This window comes from Streptomyces sp. NPDC031121 (assembly GCF_055570615.1).
In genome coordinates, this window is the sequence record NZ_JBVIGV010000012.1 from 48,993 (window position 1) to 66,939 (window position 17,947).

Below are 17,947 nucleotides of genomic sequence, written 5' to 3' on the forward strand. Positions count from 1 at the left end.
CCATGGACACCATGGGGTTGTACCGCGAGGCTTGTGCCGACCCGGGTGCGCTGTCCGGCTACTACAACCGCAACGTGCGGGTCGATACGGCCGAGGGCCCTGTCCTCGTGCGGATTCCCGGCAGGGGCGCGGAGCAGATGGACCCGCGGCTGTGGTCCGAACCGGATCTGCTCGCGGCCATCCGCCCCCATGTGTCCACGGCGCCGCGGCTGCTGCACGCCCAGGCCCACCCCGCCTTCCAGGTTCACGAGTTCATCCAGGGCCGTCGGCTCGACGAGCTCGCTCCCGACGGGAACCCCGTCCCGGAGGCGGTGCTCGGCGGTATCGGGCAGTTCTTCGGGGAGGTACTTCGGGTGCCGTCCGCGGTGCTGCCGCCCATACCGGCCGACTGGCCGGCCGACGGCGACACCGAGGCGTTCGCGGGGCGTCTGCTCGGCCTCGTCCGCTCCATCCGGGCCCGCGCGGGCGCCGCCGAGGAGGGGCTCTACACGGCGCTGGGTGTGCCGGCCGACCCGTGCGGACGGCTCGCCGACAGGGCGGGCGGGGACCTCCACAGCCGCCCCTTCCGGCTGCTCCACGCCGACCTGCACCGCAAGAACGTCATCGTGACCGACCAGGGGCGACTGGCCGTGCTCGACTGGGAGCTGGCCCTGTGGGGCGACCCCGTTTACGACCTCGCCGACCACCTGCACAAGATGTCCTACACGGCATCGGACCGGAGCCGTGTCGTCGCGGCGTGGGAGCGCGCCGCGCCCGTCGAATGCTGCGCCGCATGGCAGGCCTCGTTGGCTTTCTACCTCGCCCACCAGCAGGTGAAGTCGGCCGTCGTGGACACGGTCCGGTGGGGGCGGAGGATCGCCGGGGCCGCGGACGGGCGTGAGCGCCGGATCCTCGCCCGGGAGCTTCAGGCCAAGCTGCTCGCCGCCGTCCCCCACTGGGGCGGCGGCCCGCCGCCAGGCGTCGAGGAGACAGAGAAGGCCGCGGCGCACTGGCTGGCCTGACGTCCGCATCCCGGCGGGGCCGGTCGGCGCCGGCGTATGCGGGGTGGGACTTCGCCTGCGGCGTGTTCCCGCCACGTGGGGTGGGTTCAGGGCCGGGGCCGTGGGCATGCTTTCCGCCGCTTCGTCGTCGCCCCGCCCCTGCTGCACGTGCGGGGACGCCCATCGGGGGCGGCGGGGGCGGGGTGCGGGGGAAGGAGCGGGTGTGCGGGAGGTTGTGGTCCCGCCCGTGGTGGTGGAGGCGGCCGTCGGGGGGCTTGCCGACTGCGTGTTCCGGCACGCCCGGGAGGAGCCGGGCCGGGTGGTCATGGGCCGCAAGCGGGGCGGGGTCTGGCGGGACGTGACGGCCGGGGAGTTCGCCGCCGAGGTGCTGGCGCTGGCGCGCGGGCTGGTCGCGCAGGGGGTGCGGTTCGGGGACCGGGTGGCGGTGATGTCCCGGACCCGGTACGAGTGGACGCTGTTCGACTTCGCGCTGTGGGCGGTCGGCGCCCAGCCTGTGCCCGTGTACCCCAGTTCGTCCGCCGAGCAGGTGCACTGGATCCTGTCCGACTCCGGGTGCACCGCCTGCGTCGTCGAGGACGAGGACCAGGCCATGACCGTAGGGTCGGTCGTCGGGGGGCTGCCGCTGCTGCGGCGGCTGTGGCAGCTCGACGCCGGGGCCCTCGCCGGGCTCCTCGCCGACGGGCGGGGCGTACCGGAGGACGTCGTGCACGGGCGGCGGGCCGCGGTGACGCCCGACGCCGTCGCCACCGTCATCTACACCTCGGGGACGACCGGGCGCCCCAAGGGGTGCGTGCTGACCCACGCGAACTTCATGTTCGAGGCGGACACGCTGGCCAGGCGGTGGGAGCCGGTGTTCCGGGAGGGGCCCGGGGAGGTGCCGTCCACGCTGCTGTTCCTGCCGCTCGCGCACGTCTTCGGGCGGGTGGTGGAGGTGGCGGCCGTCCGGGCGCGGGTCAAGCTCGGGCACCAGCCGGTGCTCGCGGCGGCGGAGCTGGTGCCGGAGCTGGCGGCGTTCCGGCCGACGTTCCTGCTGGGTGTGCCGTACGTGTTCGAGAAGGTGTTCGCTGCGGCCCGCCGCGCGGCGGAGGCGGAGGGGCGGGCCGGTGTCTTCGACCGGGCCGTCGAGGCGGCCGTGCGGTATGCGGAGGCGGGCGAGCGGCAGGCGTTCGGGGCGGGGCCGGGGCCGTCGGCGGCGCTGCGCGTGGAGCACCGGCTCTACGAGCGGCTGGTGTACGGGCGGGTCCGCGCCGCGGTGGGCGGACGGGTGCGGTACGCGATGTCGGGCGGGTCGGCGATGTCGCGGCGGCTCGGGCTGTTCTTCGAGGGCGCCGGGATCACCGTGTTCGAGGGGTACGGGCTGACCGAGTCGTGCGCGGCGGCCACCGCCAACCAGCCGGGCGCGACGAAGTACGGCACGGTGGGCCGGCCGATCCCGGGCGGGGCGGTGCACATCGCCGACGACGGGGAGGTGTGGCTGCACGGGCGGCACGTGTTCTCCGGCTACCTGGGCGACGCCCGGGCCACGGGGGCGGTGCTGCGCGGCGGCTGGCTGGCGACCGGGGACATCGGGCGGCTCGACGAGGACGGCTACCTGGTGATCACCGGGCGGAAGAAGGAGATCCTGGTGACCTCCAACGGCAAGAGCGTCGCGCCGGCCGCTCTGGAGGAGCGGGTGCGCTCGCATCCGCTGGTCGCGCAGTGCGTGCTGGTCGGCAACGACCGGCCGTACGTGGCCGCGCTGATCACCCTGGACGACGACGGGGTGGCGCACTGGCTGTCGATGCGGAGGCGGCCGCAGCTGCGGGCGGCCGAGCTGGTGCACGACGCGGACCTGGCGGCGGAGGTGCGGCGGGCCGTGGTCGCGGCGAACACGCTGGTGTCGCAGGCCGAGGCGATCCGGGCGTTCCGGGTGCTGCCCGAGCAGTTCACGGAGGAGCGGGGGCTGCTGACGCCGTCGCTGAAACTGCGGCGGCGGGCGATCGAGACGGCGTACGCGCAGGAGGTCGCGGCCCTGTACCGGCCGTGAACGGGGGCGGCACCGCGGCCCGTGCTGGGCCGTACGGGTGGTGCCGGGACGGTCGGGCGCGGCGGCGGGAATACGTCGGGGCGGGCGGCCGTACGGGCGCCCCCGGGCCGGGGCGTGCCCGTACGGCTCCCGGCGCGGCCCCGCCACCCCGAGGAACGGCAGCGTGAACGACATCCCCGCGATCACCCTCAACAACGGCGTGCCCATGCCCCGGCTGGGCTACGGCGTCTGGCAGGTCCCCGACGAGGAGGCCGAGCGCGCCGTGCGGACGGCGCTGGAGGCCGGCTACCGCAGCATCGACACGGCGGCGGCGTACGACAACGAGGCGGGCACCGGGAAGGGGCTGGCGGCGGCCGGGGTGCCGCGTGAGGAGGTGTTCGTCACGACGAAGCTGTGGAACGGCCGGCAGCGGACCTGGCGGCGGGCGGAGGTGCTGGAGGCGTTCGAGAGGTCGCTGGACCGGCTGGGCCTCGACCACGTCGACCTGTACCTGATCCACTGGCCGCGCCCGATGCGCGACGACTTCCTGTACATCTGGGAGGCGTTCGAGGAGATCGCGGCGGGCGGGCGGGCCCGGGCCGTCGGGGTGTCGAACTTCCGGCCGGAGGACCTGGAGCGGCTCGGCGAGCGCAGCGCGCTGGTGCCGGCGGTGAACCAGGTCGAGCTGCATCCGCTGTTCCCGCAGGCGGAGCTGCGGGCCCTGCACGGGCGGCTGGGCATCGCCACGGAGGCGTGGTCGCCGCTGGGGCAGGGCGGGGAGCTGCTGGAGCTGCCCGAGGTCACGGAGATCGCCGGCCGGTACGGGCGCACCCCCGCGCAGGTAGTGTTGCGCTGGCACCTCCAGCTGGGGAACGTCGCGATCCCGAAGTCGGTGACGCCGTCGCGGATCAGGGAGAACCTGGACGTGTTCGGCTTCGAGCTGGACGCCGCGGACATGGCGCGGCTGGAGGCGCTCGGCAGTGGGCCGCGGGCCGGGCGCATCGGGCCTGATCCGGCGGTCTTCGACATCTGAGCAGGGGGGGCTCGCTTGTCCGTTCCGGACGGGGTGTACCGGGTGCGCAACGTGGCGAGCGGGATGCTGCTGCGGCTGGAGGGCGGGACGGCGGTGGGGGTGGGGCCGGAGGGCCCGTCCGCGCCGGCGGCGGCCGGGCAGTGGCGGCTGTCGCCGGTGCACAGGGGCGGCGGGATCGTCCATGTGGTGAGCGTGCACAACGGCAGGCGGCTGGACGTGGCGAACGCGTCGACGGAGAGCGGCGCGCGGGTGCAGGTGTGGCGGCCGAACGCGTTCGGCGCGCAGGAGTGGATCGTCGAGGAGCACCTCGACGATCCGGGGGTGGTGTCGCTCGTGGCGTGCATCAGCGGGCTGTCGCTTGAGGCGGACGGGGAGGGACGCGCCCGGCAGGGCGAGGACACGGACTCGCCAGCGCAGTGGTGGCGTATGGAGCCGGTCGAGCCTCCGGGGCGTGCCGGGTCCCCGTGAGGGCCCGGCCGGGCGGCGGCGGTCCGGCTGTCAGTGCGCGCCGTGGGCCGGGGCCAGGGCCTCGACGCGCTCGGCGAGCGCGAAGTCGGACTCGGTGACCGCGTCGCCCGCGCTGTGCGTGTTCACCGAGAGGCGGACGGTGTTGTAGCCGAGGGTGAGGTCCGAGTGGTGGTCGAGTTCGTCCTGCACGGCGGCGATGTGCACGACGAGGGCGCTCGCCGCGACGTGCGAGCCGAGCCGGTAGGTGCGGTGGAGGCGGTCGCCCTCGAAGGCCCAGCCGGGCAGTTCCCGCAGCCGGTCCTCGATCTCCTTCTGCGAAAGCGGTTCTGCTGCCATCGGCGTGCTCCTTCCCCTGCCGGGACGAACTCCTGACGTGGGGTCAAGGTTCCCACAAGGCGGCCGGGAGGGAAGGCTCCGCGCCGCCCCGGTGCGCGAGCCGCCTCGGCCGGGCCGCCCGCCGGGCCGCTGGGGTAGCGTCGTGTGCATGGCGACCATGACACGTGCGGGCGGCGGTACCGTCGGGGAGCTGCTGCGCACCTGGCGGCGGCTGCGCGGCATCAGCCAGCTGGAGCTCGCCGGCCGGGCGGACTCTTCGGCGCGGCACATCAGCTTCATCGAGACGGGCCGGTCCGCGCCCAGCCGGGAGATGGTGCTCCGGCTCGCCGACCGCCTCGACGTGCCCGTCCGCGAGCGGAACGCGCTGCTGCTGGCGGCAGGTTACGCGCCGCAGTACGCGCGGACCCCGCTGGAGGACCCGGCGATGGGGACGCTGCGCGAGGGGCTGGAGCGGCTGCTGACCGGGTACGAGCCGTATCCGGCGCTCGTCGTGGACGCGGTGTACGGCGTGGTCGCGGCGAACCGGGGCGTGCTGATGCTGCTGGAGGGGCTGCCGGAGCACCTCCTGGCGCCGCCGCTGAACGCCATGCGGATCACGCTGCACCCGCAGGGGCTGGCGCCGCGGATCCGCAACCTGCCGGAGTGGCGGGGCCACCTGCTGGCGCAGATGGAGCGGCAGATCGCGCTGTCCCGCTCGCCGGTGCTGCGGGCCCTGTACGAGGAGGTCGCGGCCTATCCCGTGCCGGAGGGGCGGGCCGCCGGGCCGGCGGGGGGCGGCGTGCCGGTCCCGAACATCGCGTTGCCGCTGGTGATCGAGCACGGGGGGCGGGTGCTGTCCTTCGTGTCGTCGATCGCGACGTTCAACACGCCGATGGACGTGACGGTCGCCGAGCTGGCCATCGAGACGATGCTCCCGGCCGACCCGGCGACGGCGGACTACCTGCGTTCACTGGCGTTCTGACGCGGCGCAGGCCCGCAGCGCCAGGTGCTGGAGGAGGGCGAAGCCGGCGACGGTCAGCGCCTGCGCCGGGACCCACACCAGCCCGGCGGCGGTGGGGGCGTCCCACAGGAACAGGGAGACGAGGCTGAGCGCCGCCCAGGCGCAGTTGGCCTCGATGACGAGGACGACGGGCCCGGCCGGGGGCCGGCGCCGCGATGCCGGCCAGGCGACGCCGGCGGCGTAGGCGGTGAGGAAGAGGCCGAGGCCGAACAGCGTGTCCGCGCCCACGCCGAGCAGCCGGCCGAGGGGGACGCTGAAGGCGGCGTAGGCGAGGCCGTTGGCGCCGGTTACGGCGGCGTCGAGGGCGAGGAAGCGGCGCAGGGCGGTCTGCGGCACCGCGGTACGGGCGACTCCGGCGACCAGGGTTGCGGACACGGCGGATCAACCTCCGAGGGGGCGGCGGGATGTGGGGCGGAACGGACCGGCGTCGGGGGCGTCCGACGCTGCACCGGGCTGGCCCGGCCGCATCCCGCGTCCCGCGCCGTCCGATGCCCCCACTGTGCCGCCGGGCGGGTGCGGGGTCGATTACCTCCCGAGTCATGGGCGGCCGGGGGGGGGGTGGTGCCGGGGGCCAACGTTCTTTGACGTGGAGCGCAGGAAACGTTGGGTTCTTATCCCCCTCTTGCGGCCCGCGGGCTACGCTGCTTGCAACCGATCGACCCTCGAACGTCCTGTCGACGCAGGGAGAACCACACGGTGGATGCCGCTGTCCGACCCGACCTCGCCGCGACCTGGGAGCGCGTCGCGGTGCTGGCGGAGCAGCGGGGGGCGGATCCGGCCGAGGTGCTCGACGTGGAGCGGCTCGGGCATCTGAGCGGGGTCGAACCGGCTGTGATCCCGGCAGTGTTGGCGGGTGCCGCGCCGGCGGTGCCGCTGTGCGTGCGGGTGCACCGGCGGTTCCGGTGGCTGCGGGCCACCCGGCGGGACAGGCAGGGCCGGGAGTGGCCGCTCGCCGCGATCGCCGAGGACTTCGACGCCCCCGGCGCGTCTCTGGGCCCGCTGAACGCCGGAACCGGGCTGCCCCGATTACGGCATGCGGCGGGGGTGCAGCGCTTCTTCGGGGTGTACGCGGGCTTTCTCCTCGCCGACAGCCGGAGCGCGGTGGAGCGGGCCGTCGCGGCCGTGGCGTCGTCCACCTGCCCCGGTGCCGCCACCGCCGCCGCTCCCCCGGGGTCGGCCGTGGGCCTCGTCGGGCCGGGCGGCGCAGCGGACGACCTGGACCTCCTCTCCCACCTGACGGGCATGCCGCCGCACGCCGTCGCGCAGACCCTCGACGGCAGGCCGCCGCGGCTCCCGCTGCCGGAGCAGGTCCACCAGCGCTTCGCCCACCTGCGGCGGACCCGCCTGCGGTCCGACGGCCAGCCGCACTCGCTCGACGCGATCGCCCGCTCCTTCGACGCGTCGGGGCAGTCGCTGACCCGCCTCGCCCGCGGCGAGGGGCTGCCGAGCCTGGCCGCGGCCGCCGGTATCCAGCGGTTCTACGGGGTGGACAGCGGCTTCCTCCTCGCGGACGACACCGAGGCGCTGGCGGCCGCGCTCACCGAGATCGAGTACGGGCTGCTGACCGCCGGCGGGGACGCGGCCGGCCCGATGCTGGGGGCCCTGCGGGCGCACGACGTCCGGGGCATCGCCGTGCGGGCCGGCCGGCTCTCCGCCGCGGGCCGGCAGTCGCTGCGCGACCACCTGGACGACCTGCTGGCCCGCGAGGGCCGGCTCGGGATCCCGGGCGCACGCGGGGAAGGCCCGGCCCGCACGGTGCGGGGCCGCGAAGAGGCTGCCGAGGGGGGACTGCCATGAGGACGACACGGACCATGCGGAAGCTCGGCGCGGATCTGCTGGCGGGAGTGCGCCTGGCCCCGCCGGCCGACGCCGCCGCGATCATCGGGAGCCTGTGCGCGGCGTACGGGCGCAGGCGCGGCGGCCGGCCGGTGAACTTCCGGTTCGCCGGGTTCCCGCCGGACACGGCCAGCGGGCTGTGGCTGGAGATGGCCGACCGCGACCTGCTCGTCATAGAGGAGCGGACCCGGCCCGAGCACCAGCTCGTCATCGCCTGCCACGAACTGTGGCACCTGGAGGAGGGCACCTGTGACAGCCACGGCCCGGGCATGGCGGTCGCCGCGCGGATCGCGGGCCGCCACGGGGACCTGGCGGAGCTGCTGAACTCGCAGGCCGGGCTGGGGAGTGTCGTACGGCAGGCGGCCGCGCGTGCGGACCGGCAGGATCCGGCGGAGATCCGGGCCGAAACGTTCGGGCTGCACCTCGGGAAGATCCTCAAGGGGTTCCTGGAGCCGCCGCGGCAGGCGCAGTGCGAGCAGATCGAGCGGATCGGAACGGCGCTGGGATGGGCGCGGTGAGGCAGGGCGCGGTGAGGCAGGGCGCGGCAGGCCGCAGGCCCAAGGCGCCGCGCCCCGTACCGCCACCGATGCCGACGCCGCCGACGCACCCCCCGCGCCGCTGACCGCCGGCCCCGACAGAGAGCAGCGCCCCCATGGCCCCTTACCCCCAGCCCCGCCACGCCGTCGTCATCGGCGGCAGCATGGCCGGGCTCCTCGCCGCTGCCGTGCTCGCCGAGCACGCGACGGTCACGATCATCGACGCGGACGTGCTGCCCGACGGCCCGGTGCCGCGGCGCGGGCTTCCGCAGGCCCGGCACGTGCACGTCCTGTGGTCGGGCGGCGCGCGGGCGATCGAGAAGATCCTGCCGGGGATCACGCAGGAGTGGATCGCCGCGGGCGCGATGCGCCGCAGCCTGCCCGCCGAGCTGGTCACCATGACGGCGCAGGGCTGGATCCCGCGGTGCCGGGAGAAGCAGTTCACCATCTCGTGCAGCCGGGACCTCCTCGACGCGGTCGTCCGCGCCCGGGTGACGGGCCTGCGCGGGGTGGCGACCCTCCAGCGGAGCCGGGTGCGGGCCCTGGAGGGGACGGCGGCGCGGGTCACCGGCGTCCGCGTCGACACCCCGGAGGCGGCGGGGCGGCTGGTCACCGCGGACCTCGTGGTCGACGCGAGCGGGCGCGGCTCGCGCTCCCGGGCGTGGCTGCGGGAGCTCGGCGTGGGCGGGATCCGGCAGGCGGAGGTCGACTCGGGGCTGGTGTACGCGACGCGGATGTTCGAGGCGCCGCCGGGGGCGCACGAGAGGGGCTTCCCCATCGTCAACGTGCAGTCGGACCCGCGGGTGCCCGTCCCGGGCCGGACCGCGACGATCGTGCCGGTCGAGGGCGGCCGGTGGCAGGCGACGCTGTCGGGGACCCGAGGCGGGCAGCCGACCGGGGACCCGGAGCTGTTCGTCCCGTTCGCCAAGAGCGTCCGCGACCCGATCGTCGGCGAGCTCCTCGAACGGCGCAGGCCGCTCACGGACGTCGCCGTCACCCAGGGCACCGCGAACCGCCGCGTCTACTTCGAGAAGGCGGACCTGCCCGACGGGTTCTTCGCGGTCGGGGACTCGGTGGCCACCTTCAACCCGCTGTACGGGCAGGGCATGACGGTCGCCGCCCAAGGGCTGCTGGCGGTACGGGCGCTGCTGCGGGCCAAGGGGCTCGCCCACCCGTCGATCGGCCGGGAGGCGCAGCGGGCGCTGGCCCCGCAGGTGGCGACCGCCTGGGAGCTGGCGACGTCGCAGGACATCCTGTACCCGGGGGCGACGGGCATGCGGCCGCGGACCGGTACGGGCCTGCTCAACGCGTACGTGAGCCGGCTGATGACGGGGGCGACCACGCGGGAGGCGCTGACGGCGGCGTTCCTCCAGGTCATCACGATGAGCAGTCCGCCGACGCACTGGCTGGGCCCGTCGGTGGTGTGGCACGTGCTGCGCGCCTCCGACCGGGGGGCGCTGAAGGCCCCGCCGCTGACGGCCGCGGAGCGGGCCGTCGCGGGGCTGGACGCGGACCCCGTACGGGCCGTCCGGGCCGCGGAGCCCTCCCGGCCCGCGGACCGCGCCGACGCCGAAGCCGAAGCCGAAGCCGCCGGCCCCGTGGACCCGGTCGATCCGGTGGGCCGTGCCGGCCGGGCCCGATGACGGACGGGCTCATCCTCTACGTGCCGGGGTCGGTGATGATCCTGGCGCTGCTGATCAAGGCGCCGACACTGCGGCGCGGCTGGGACCAGCCGCTGATGCGGGCGGTGTGCGCGGTGCTGTTCGCCGGCTGCCTCGTGATGTTCCTGGCGGCGCCCCCGACGATCGCGGCGGTCAACCGCCTCACCGGGATCACCAACTTCTCGGCGCCTCTGGTGTACGGGGCGCTGACGGCGTTCTCGGGGTCGTGCGTCGTGCTGGTGCTGCACTGGAGCGGCGGGCCGCCGGCGGCGGTGCGGCGGGCCACGCGGCTGACGGTCGCCGTGTTCGGGGCGGTCACGCTGCTGATCGTGCTGCTGTTCGTCCAGGGCGAGGCGCCCGTCGAGCGGCTGCGGGACCTCGACACGTACTACGCGAACACGCCGTGGGTCCGCGAGATGATCGTCTCCTACCTGCTGGCGCACACGGCGGCCAGTTCGGCGATGACGGTGCTGTGCTGGAAGTGGCTGCGGCGGGTGGGCCCCTCGCTGCGCCGGCTGCGTCCGCTGCGCACCGGGCTGGCGTTGATCGTGCTGGGCGGGGTCCTCGATCTGTGCTACCTGGTCTCGAAGTGGGCGGCGGTCGGCGCGCGCTGGGCGGGCCGCGACTGGGACGCGCTGTCGACGTACGTGGCCCCGCCGTTCGCGGCGGCGGCGGCGCTGATGGTGGGCTCGGGGTTCATCGTCCCGCTGGTCGGCGGCTCGCCCGCCTGGCGGGACTACAGCCGCTACCGGACGCTGCGCCCGCTGTGGAAGGAGCTGCGGGGCTTCGCCTCCCCGAGCGTGATGACGGTGCCGCTGACCTGGTGGTCCCCGATCGGGATCCGGCTGATCCACCGCGAGTCGGTCATCGACGACGGGATCCTGGCGCTGGGCTGCTGGTTCGACCCCGGGGTGCGGCTCACGGCGTACGAGGCCGCGCGCGCCGAGGGGATCGGGGAGCCGCAGGCATCGGTCGTGGCGGACGCGGCGATGCTCGCGGCTGCCGTGCGCAGGCGTGCCGCCGCCGACATGGCGGGGTGCGTCGGGGAGCACCGGGAGCCGGCGGACCGGGGGCCCGACGACCCCCACCGGCTGGATTCGCGGCCGCTGGCGGAGCTGGCCCGGGAGTTCAGCTCCTCGCCGATCGTGGCTGCGGTGCGGCGCGCGCCGGCGGAACCGGAGACTGCTCCCCGGGCGCGGGAAGGCCGGAACGCCCCGGGGTGAGGGATCCGGGGCGTTCCGGCGGTACGGGGGGTGCGGGCGCGGCAGCGGCCCGCGGCGGTCAGAGGTCCGCGAGGGCGAGGCCGGCCTGGGCGGCGGCGGCCTGCACGGTCTGCTCCAGCAGGACGGCGATGGTCATCGGGCCGACGCCGCCGGGCACGGGGGTGATCAGGGAGGCGCGGGCGGCGGCGGACTCGAAGTGGACGTCGCCGACGTTGCCCTCGTTGTAGCCGGCGTCCAGGACGACGGCGCCGGGCTTGATGTCGTCGCCGCGGATGAACTCGGCCTTGCCGACGGCGGCGACCAGGACGTCGGCCTGCCGGACGATCGAGGACAGGTCCTTGGTGCGGGAGTGGCAGTAGGTGACGGTGGCGTTCTGCTCCAGCAGCAGCATGCCGGCGGGCTTGCCGAGGATGGCGCTGCGGCCGACGACGACGGCGTGCTTGCCGGTCAGGTCGACGTCGTACGCGGCGAGCAGGCGCATGATGCCGCCGGGGGTGCAGGAGACGAAGCCGGGCAGGCCGAAGCCCATGGCGGCGAAGGAGTGCATGGTGACGCCGTCGACGTCCTTGCCGGGGGCGATGGCCTCGAAGGCGGCGCGCTCGTCGATGTGGTGCGGCACCGGGTGCTGGAGCAGGATGCCGCTGATCTCCGGGTCCTCGGAGAGGGCGGTGATGGTGGCGACGAGCTCCTCGGTCGTCGTCTCCGCGGGCAGCGCCACGTGCCGGGAGGTGATGCCGGCCTTGGCGCAGCGGTTCTGCTTCATCCGGACGTAGGTGACGGAGGCGGGGTCCTCGCCGACCAGCACGGTCGCCAGGCAGGGGGCGGTTCCGGTGCGCCGGGCGAGGTTCGCGGCGTGGAGGGCGGTCTGCTCGGAGATGCGGCGGGCGAGGGCGGTGCCGTCCATGAGCCGGGCGGTCTGGGCAGTCGTCATAGGGGTCTCCTGGGCGTCGCTGCGGGATCGCGGTTCGCCCAGGCGCGCGGCAGTCGGCGTACGCGGGGTACGCACGGGCGTACGGTCGTACGCCGGGCCGCTCCCCGGTGGTGATCCACCCGAACGCCAGTCACGGCCCGCGACCACTGTAGTCGAACGGCGGACGGCCGCCCGAGCCCGGTTCCGCGGCCGGGTGGCGGGGAAGGGTTTGCGGGCGAGTGGCGCGGACGGTTCTGCGGGCGAAAGGTTGCCCGCACACAGCGTGGCGCAGCTCACTCAATTCAGCGCGTAACGAATCGACTCGGGCAGGCGATGAACCGACAGGTGTCCTCGCGCGGCCCGGAATACAGACCCCGTCGGGTCTGTTTCCCGAGTCCGCGCGATGATGTCCCGCCCACTTCCTGTCTGTTCGCAACGAGAGGCTCCTTGTGTCGCTCAGCCCGTCCCGTACGTTCCCTCCGGAGATCGCCGAATCGGAGGCCCTGGTCGCTCTCGTCGAGCGCGGCCGCGAGCAGGGTCACATCAACGGTGACGACGTGCGCCAGGCCTTCGAGGCCGGCCGCATCCCGGTGGACCAGTGGAAGCGGGTCCTGCGCAGCCTGAACCAGGTCCTGGACGAGGAGGGTGTCGCCCTCCACGTCAGCGCGGCCCCCGCCACGAAGGCTGCCGCGAAGAAGCCCCGCAAGGCTGCCTCCGCCCCCGCCCGGACCGTGACGAAGAAGGCCGTGGCCGCGCCGCGGCCGATCGGCGCGCGGAGCAAGGCCGCGACCGCCGCGGCCGCCGCCGCCGCGACGGCGGCCTCCGCCGCGGCCGCCGCTGCCGCCCCGGCGGCGGCGATATCGGCTTCGCCGGCCGACGCCGCCGAGGCCCCGGCGGCCGCTGCCGCCGCCGAGCCGAAGAAGCGGACGGTCAAGAAGGCCGCCGCGAAGAAGACGGCCGCCAAGAAGACGACGGCGAAGAAGACCACCGCGAAGGACGCCGACGACGCCGAGAACCCGGCCGTCGAGGGCGAGGACTGGGCGACCGAGGAGCTCGTCGACGAGGTCGAGGAGGAGACCCCGGCGAGCGGCCAGGGCTTCGTGCTGTCCGACGAGGACGAGGACGACGCCCCGGCGCAGACGGTGATGGTGGCCGGTGCCACCGCCGACCCGGTCAAGGACTACCTGAAGCTGATCGGCAAGGTGCCGCTGCTCAACGCCGAGCAGGAGGTCGAGCTCGCCAAGCGGATCGAGGCCGGCCTGTTCTCCGAGTACAAGCTCGAAGAGGAGGAGGACCTCAAGCCCGCGTACCGGCGCGAGCTGGAGATCCTCGTCGAGGACGGCCGCCGGGCGAAGAACCACCTGCTGGAGGCCAACCTCCGCCTCGTGGTCTCGCTGGCCAAGCGGTACACGGGCCGCGGCATGCTCTTCCTGGACCTGATCCAGGAGGGCAACGTCGGCCTGATCCGCGCCGTGGAGAAGTTCGACTACACCAAGGGCTTCAAGTTCTCCACGTACGCGACGTGGTGGATCCGGCAGGCGATCACCCGCGCCATGGCCGACCAGTCGCGCACCATCCGCATCCCCGTCCACATGGTCGAGATCATCAACAAGCTCGCCCGTGTGCAGCGGCAGATGCTCCAGGACCTCGGCCGCGAGCCCACGCCGGAGGAGCTGGGCAAGGAGCTCGACATGACCCCGGAGAAGGTCATCGAGGTCCAGAAGTACGGCCGTGAGCCGATCTCCCTGCACACCCCGCTGGGCGAGGAGGGCGACAGCGAGTTCGGCGACCTCATCGAGGACTCCGAGGCGGTCGTCCCGGCCGACGCGGTGTCCTTCACCTTCCTGCAGGAGCAGCTCCAGTCCATCCTGGGCACGCTGTCCGAGCGCGAGGCGGGTGTCGTGTCCATGCGGTACGGCCTGAACGACGGCCAGCCGAAGACCCTCGACGAGATCGGCCGCGTGTACGGGGTCACCCGCGAGCGCATCCGCCAGATCGAGTCGAAGACCATGTCGAAGCTGCGCCACCCGTCCCGCTCCCAGGTCCTGCGCGACTACCTCGACTAGTCACGGCGGCACCGGCGCGCACGCAAGGGCCCGGCGACCCCCTCGGGGGTTTGCCGGGCCCTTCGGCTTGGGGTGGGGGCGCTCAGGAGGCCGTCGCGCGGGACTTCCTGGCGGCCATCACGGCGTAGACGGGGACGCCCGCGAAGAGGAAGAGGACGCCCTGGTAGACGGCGGCGTATCCGGCGCCCGCCACCAGCCACATGGAGAAGGCGAAGGCGAGGGCGGCGACGGCGCCGTCGCGGACGAGCCGGCCGCGGTGTACCTGCTCGGAGCGGCCGGTGAGCAGCAGGTGGATCTGCGCGGCGGTGGAGAGCAGGTAGGGGACGGTCGCGGTGAAGGTGGTGATCAGGACGAGGCTCTCGAAGACGCCCGCGGAGCCGGCCGTGTAGTTGTAGACGGTCAGGGCGGAGGCCAGCAGGACGGTGACGACGACGCCGGTGACGGGCACGCCGCGCCGCTTGGTCTCGAAGGCCTTCGGGAAGAGGCCGTCCTTGGCGGCGGCGTACGGTGTCTGGGCGCTGAGCAGGGTCCAGCCGTTGAGGGCGCCGAGCATGGAGACGACGGCGGCGCAGGCGACGACGGTGCCGCCCCAGGTGCCGCCGAACATGGCGTTCACGGCGTCGGTGAAGGGCGCCTCGGAGGAGACGAGCCGGTCGTGGGCGACGAGGCCGAAGACGGCGAGGGTGCCCAGGAGGTAGACGACGGCGGCGCCGATGGTGCCGAGGACGGTGGCGCGGCCGACGTTGCGGGCCGGGTCGCGGACCTCGCCGGCGCTGACGGCGGCGGACTCCACGCCGAGGTAGCTGAAGAGCAGGATGGCGGCGGAGGCGGACAGCGCGCCGACGGGGCTCTGGCCGGTGGCCTGGAACGGGCCGAGGTTGGCGGGGTCGAAGAAGAACAGGCCGCCGACGGCGACGAGCAGCAGCGGGGCGAACTTCAGGACGGTCGCGACGACTTGGACGGTGCCCACCCAGCGGGTGCCGGCCAGGTTGGCGAGCGCGGGCAGCCACTGCACGGCGAGGGCGGCCAGGCACATCGACCAGGTGTGGTCGCCGACGGCCGGGAAGAGGACGGACAGGTAGCCGACGGAGGCGACGGCGAGGGCCGCGTTGGAGACCCAGGAGGTGATCCAGTACGTCCAGGCGGCGAGGAAGCCGGCGAAGTCGCCGAACGCGGCCCGTGCGTAGACGTAGGGGCCGCCGGTGTGGGGGAGGCGCTCGGCGAGGCGGCCGAAGACCAGGGCGAGGGCGATCGCGCCGAGGGTGAGGATGCCGAAGGCGACGAGGCTGATGGTGCCGAAGGGGGCCACCGAGGCGGGCAGGAGGAAGATCCCGCCGCCGATGATGTTCCCCATGACCAGGCAGGTCGCGATGGGGAGGCCGAAGCGGCGGGCGTGCGGGCCCCCGCTCCCCCCGTCGGTCTCGCGGGCCTCGGCGGCCGGGGATCCGGGGGCCGCGGTCGGGGCGGGCGGGGTTATGGCAGGGGTGGTGCTCACGGGTCGCGCCTCGGGTGTTTCACATGCCGGACAGGTCGACACATGCTGCGGCACACCGCCCGCGCCGCCAAATCAACGGCTTTCGTCCGGCACGGGCACCCCTGCGGGCGGAAGGATTCCGTGTGGCGGCGCCTGCGGCCGCGGATCCTTCGGCGGTGGCGCATCCTCCGCTTTCGCCGGCGCGGCCGGGCCGATCGGGACCTGCGGCCCGTCCGCCTCCCGCAGCCAGCCCCGCAGGACCCGGTGCACGGCCTCGGCGCCGACCAGTCCGGGCTCCGGGTCCGGCAGGTCCGCAGGCCACATCAGGAAGGCCTGCCCCTGCTCCCCGCCCAGGCCGCCGTGGGATCCGATCTGCTCCTCGAAGGCGTGCACCTCCCCGGTGGCCGGGTCGTACGCCGAGTTGACCATGATGTCGGGGACGTGCGGGAAGGCGTCGGTGCGGCGGACCGCCTCGGCCGCGCCCGGCCCGTACGCGGCGAGCAGCTCCTGCACGGCGCCGGGGTCGGACACCGGGGCGCAGGCGCCTCCGGGTCCCAGGACGTGGCCGTCGACCAGCAGGAAGCCGATGCCGGGATGGTTGGCGAGGGTCGGCAGGAGGGCGGGGTGGGAGCGCTCGATCCACTCCCGGGTGGCCCGGCCGGGCACGTCGGGGAAGGAGATCACCGCCAGGTTCCCCGAGGCCAGCACGACCGGGTCGGTGCGGCCGGGCCGCCGGGCCTCCTCGCCCTCCTCGACGGGCCGGTGCAGGGCCGCGAGGACGGCGGCGCGGGCCTCGGCGCCGCTCGGGGTGCGGCCCGCCCGGCGGGGGACGGGCAGTCCGCAGCCGGCCCGGACCAGGTCCTTGAGGGTGAGGCCGTACCGGCCGAGGAAGGTCTCCCCCGGGCTCTGCCCGTGGTCGGACAGCAGCACGATCCGGTAGGCGCGCGGGGCGTGCTCGGCGACGCGCGCGATCAGGGCCAGGCTGCGGTCCAGTCGGGCCAGGACCCGGTCGGTGTCGCGCCCGCGCGGGCCCGAGTGGTGGGCGACCTCGTCGTAGCCCACGAGGTCGGCGTAGACGGCGGCCCGGCCGGCGAGCATGTCGCCGATGACGGCGGCCACGACGACGTCCCGCTCGACGACGGTCGCGAAGGCCCGGATCAGCGGGTACAGGCCGCCCCGGGACACGCGGGGCCGGTCGCCGCGCAGCCTCGCCCGCACCGACTGGCCGATCTCGCGCCCGACTTCGGCGGTGAAGGACAGCGCGGTGCGGACGGCGTTGGCCGGGTCGGAGAAGTACGCGAAGTAGCCGGCGCGGTTGGCACGTCCGCGGCGGGCCGACACCGACAGCACCAGCGCGAGTTGGTCGGCGCCGCCGGTGAACAGGTTGCCCCGGCTGGCCCCGTCGAGAGCGAGGAGCCCGCCGTCGCCGGTGCGGGCGACGGCCCGACGCTGGAGTTCCGCGGCGCTGGTGGGCCGGTTGCAGACCATCACCTCGCCGGTGTCCTTCTCGTACCAGCGGAACGCCGGCACGTCGTGGGTGGTTCCGTGCAGGATGCCGAGCTGGCTGGCGCCGGTCTGGCTGGACCAGTCGGTGCGCCAGGGCATGACGCGGTGGCCGGCGGCCAGCCAGGCCGCGGCCGTCGGCATCGTGCCGCTCGCGGCCGCCTCGCGCAGCACGCGGCAGCCCACCCCGTCGAGCTGGAGGAAGAGCAGGCCCGGCGGCGGCTCCCGGCCGGGCGCGGCCGCGCGGCGCTGCCGGCGCCGCCGGCGGTCGGCGAGCCGGTACAGGCGCCTGCGGTAGGCCTCGTCGTCGCGGACCGCGAGGGCGGTGGAGGTGGCCGAGGCGACGGCGGACATGGCGGCCGCGACGACGACCGCGGTCTCGGGGGCGGCCTGGCCCTGCCCGGAGGGGACCAGGCTGAGCGCCATCAGCAGCAGGGAGCCGTTGAGGAAGAAGACGAGCAGGCCGAGGACGAGGGCCGGTACGAGCAGCAGGGCCCGTACGAGGACGGGCCACACGAGCGCGCTCAGGAGGCCGAAGGCGCCCGCGCCCCAGGCCGCGGCGAGGCCGGCCTGCGTGATGCTGGCGCCGTCGCCGGACTGGAGCCGGAAGTCCGGCAGGATCCCGGCCAGGACGAGCATCGTCAGGGTGGAGACCGCCCAGACGGTGAGCACGCGCACCGCGGCGCCGCCCGCCGTCCGCCACCGTCCTCGCCGCACGCCGCACCGCCTCGTGTCTCCCCCGGCCGGCGCCGCGGGCCCTGCGGGGGCCCGCGCCCCGGCCGCGGTCCCCCGCCGCCGCCTCCAGCGTCGCACAGGCGGGGCGGGAGCGGCCCGTTGGCGGCGGCCGGGCGGGAGCGGACGACGGCCGCGCGGGTGTGCGCGGGGCGCGGGCGGC

The 17,947-nt window shown here is 75.0% G+C and carries 15 protein-coding genes and 1 riboswitch; of the genes, 10 read left to right on the forward strand and 5 right to left on the reverse strand.

Features of this window, described 5'->3' with window-relative positions; all coding sequences use genetic code 11:
* The first annotated feature begins 2 nt into the window (after positions 1-2).
* From ACZ462_RS22940 to ACZ462_RS22955, 4 genes are all read left to right on the forward strand, one after another.
* Positions 3-1,001 (forward strand): aminoglycoside phosphotransferase family protein, encoded by a 999-nt coding sequence (locus ACZ462_RS22940; protein ID WP_467804732.1) that lies wholly within the window; start codon positions 3-5, stop codon positions 999-1,001.
* Between the two features lie 202 nt (positions 1,002-1,203).
* Entirely contained in the window at positions 1,204-3,027 is a 1,824-nt protein-coding gene (locus ACZ462_RS22945) for an AMP-dependent synthetase/ligase (RefSeq protein ID WP_467804730.1), read from the forward strand.
* Positions 3,028-3,190: 163 nt separating this feature from the next.
* Positions 3,191-4,039 carry an aldo/keto reductase gene (locus ACZ462_RS22950; protein ID WP_467804728.1) on the forward strand — a complete coding sequence of 283 codons (849 nt, stop codon included), beginning with the start codon at positions 3,191-3,193 and terminating at the stop codon, positions 4,037-4,039.
* Between the two features lie 15 nt (positions 4,040-4,054).
* Entirely contained in the window at positions 4,055-4,507 is a 453-nt protein-coding gene (locus ACZ462_RS22955; RefSeq protein ID WP_467804727.1) for an RICIN domain-containing protein, read from the forward strand.
* 30 nt (positions 4,508-4,537) lie between these two features.
* Here ACZ462_RS22955 and ACZ462_RS22960 read toward each other — a convergent pair whose 3' ends face one another.
* On the reverse strand, positions 4,538-4,843 hold the full coding sequence (locus tag ACZ462_RS22960) for a 4a-hydroxytetrahydrobiopterin dehydratase (RefSeq protein ID WP_467804726.1): 306 nt from the start codon (positions 4,841-4,843) through the stop codon (positions 4,538-4,540).
* Between the two features lie 148 nt (positions 4,844-4,991).
* Here ACZ462_RS22960 and ACZ462_RS22965 point away from each other — a divergent pair, with 148 nt between their 5' ends.
* Complete coding sequence (locus ACZ462_RS22965) at positions 4,992-5,804, forward strand: helix-turn-helix domain-containing protein (RefSeq protein ID WP_467804725.1); 813 nt, start codon at positions 4,992-4,994, stop codon at positions 5,802-5,804.
* Here the strand turns inward: ACZ462_RS22965 and ACZ462_RS22970 are convergent.
* Entirely contained in the window at positions 5,790-6,218 is a 429-nt protein-coding gene (locus ACZ462_RS22970; protein ID WP_467804723.1) for a hypothetical protein, read from the reverse strand. The genes ACZ462_RS22965 and ACZ462_RS22970 overlap by 15 nt on opposite strands.
* Before the next feature lie 321 nt (positions 6,219-6,539).
* On the opposite strand from ACZ462_RS22970, the gene ACZ462_RS22975 reads away from it, so the two are divergent.
* The 4 genes from ACZ462_RS22975 to ACZ462_RS22990 all read left to right on the forward strand — a co-directional run bounded on the left by ACZ462_RS22975 (position 6,540) and on the right by ACZ462_RS22990 (position 11,099).
* Positions 6,540-7,640, forward strand: coding sequence for a hypothetical protein (locus ACZ462_RS22975; protein WP_467804722.1), 1,101 nt, complete (start codon positions 6,540-6,542; stop codon positions 7,638-7,640).
* Entirely contained in the window at positions 7,637-8,197 is a 561-nt protein-coding gene (locus ACZ462_RS22980; protein WP_114054990.1) for a toxin-antitoxin system, toxin component, read from the forward strand. Before ACZ462_RS22975 ends, ACZ462_RS22980 begins: the two co-directional genes overlap by 4 nt.
* 134 nt (positions 8,198-8,331) lie before the next feature.
* Positions 8,332-9,858, forward strand: coding sequence for an NAD(P)/FAD-dependent oxidoreductase (locus ACZ462_RS22985; RefSeq protein WP_467804720.1), 1,527 nt, complete (start codon positions 8,332-8,334; stop codon positions 9,856-9,858).
* Positions 9,855-11,099 (forward strand): MAB_1171c family putative transporter, encoded by a 1,245-nt coding sequence (locus ACZ462_RS22990; protein WP_467804719.1) that lies wholly within the window; start codon positions 9,855-9,857, stop codon positions 11,097-11,099. The genes ACZ462_RS22985 and ACZ462_RS22990 overlap by 4 nt, the downstream gene beginning before the upstream one ends.
* A 58-nt stretch (positions 11,100-11,157) precedes the next feature.
* On the opposite strand, the gene ACZ462_RS22995 is transcribed toward ACZ462_RS22990, so the two are convergent.
* Positions 11,158-12,030 carry a bifunctional 5,10-methylenetetrahydrofolate dehydrogenase/5,10-methenyltetrahydrofolate cyclohydrolase gene (locus tag ACZ462_RS22995; protein ID WP_467804717.1) on the reverse strand — a complete coding sequence of 291 codons (873 nt, stop codon included), beginning with the start codon at positions 12,028-12,030 and terminating at the stop codon, positions 11,158-11,160.
* 29 nt (positions 12,031-12,059) lie between these two features.
* Positions 12,060-12,174, reverse strand: a riboswitch (ZMP/ZTP riboswitch).
* Between the two features lie 284 nt (positions 12,175-12,458).
* Here ACZ462_RS22995 and ACZ462_RS23000 point away from each other — a divergent pair.
* Positions 12,459-14,075, forward strand: a complete 1,617-nt coding sequence (locus ACZ462_RS23000) for an RNA polymerase sigma factor (RefSeq protein ID WP_467804716.1) — start codon at positions 12,459-12,461, stop codon at positions 14,073-14,075.
* Between the two features lie 82 nt (positions 14,076-14,157).
* Here ACZ462_RS23000 and ACZ462_RS23005 read toward each other — a convergent pair whose 3' ends face one another.
* Entirely contained in the window at positions 14,158-15,570 is a 1,413-nt protein-coding gene (locus tag ACZ462_RS23005; protein ID WP_467804715.1) for an amino acid permease, read from the reverse strand.
* A 72-nt stretch (positions 15,571-15,642) separates the two neighbouring features.
* The gene (locus ACZ462_RS23010; RefSeq protein WP_467804713.1) at positions 15,643-17,769 is read right to left on the reverse strand and encodes a phage holin family protein; all 2,127 of its coding nucleotides are present in this window, start codon (positions 17,767-17,769) and stop codon (positions 15,643-15,645) included.
* Between the last annotated feature and the right edge of the window lie 178 nt (positions 17,770-17,947).

Bases quoted from the DNA above. Each gene is read 5' to 3' on its own strand.
- ACZ462_RS22940 (WP_467804732.1), top strand. From the start codon at position 3: ATGGACACCATGGGGTTGTACCGCGAGGCTTGTGCCGACCCGGGTGCG.
- ACZ462_RS22960 (WP_467804726.1), bottom strand. From the start codon at position 4,843: ATGGCAGCAGAACCGCTTTCGCAGAAGGAGATCGAGGACCGGCTGCGG.
- ACZ462_RS22965 (WP_467804725.1), top strand. From the start codon at position 4,992: ATGGCGACCATGACACGTGCGGGCGGCGGTACCGTCGGGGAGCTGCTG.
- ACZ462_RS22980 (WP_114054990.1), top strand. From the start codon at position 7,637: ATGAGGACGACACGGACCATGCGGAAGCTCGGCGCGGATCTGCTGGCG.
- ACZ462_RS22985 (WP_467804720.1), top strand. From the start codon at position 8,332: ATGGCCCCTTACCCCCAGCCCCGCCACGCCGTCGTCATCGGCGGCAGC.
- ACZ462_RS22990 (WP_467804719.1), top strand. From the start codon at position 9,855: ATGACGGACGGGCTCATCCTCTACGTGCCGGGGTCGGTGATGATCCTG.
- ACZ462_RS22995 (WP_467804717.1), bottom strand. From the start codon at position 12,030: ATGACGACTGCCCAGACCGCCCGGCTCATGGACGGCACCGCCCTCGCC.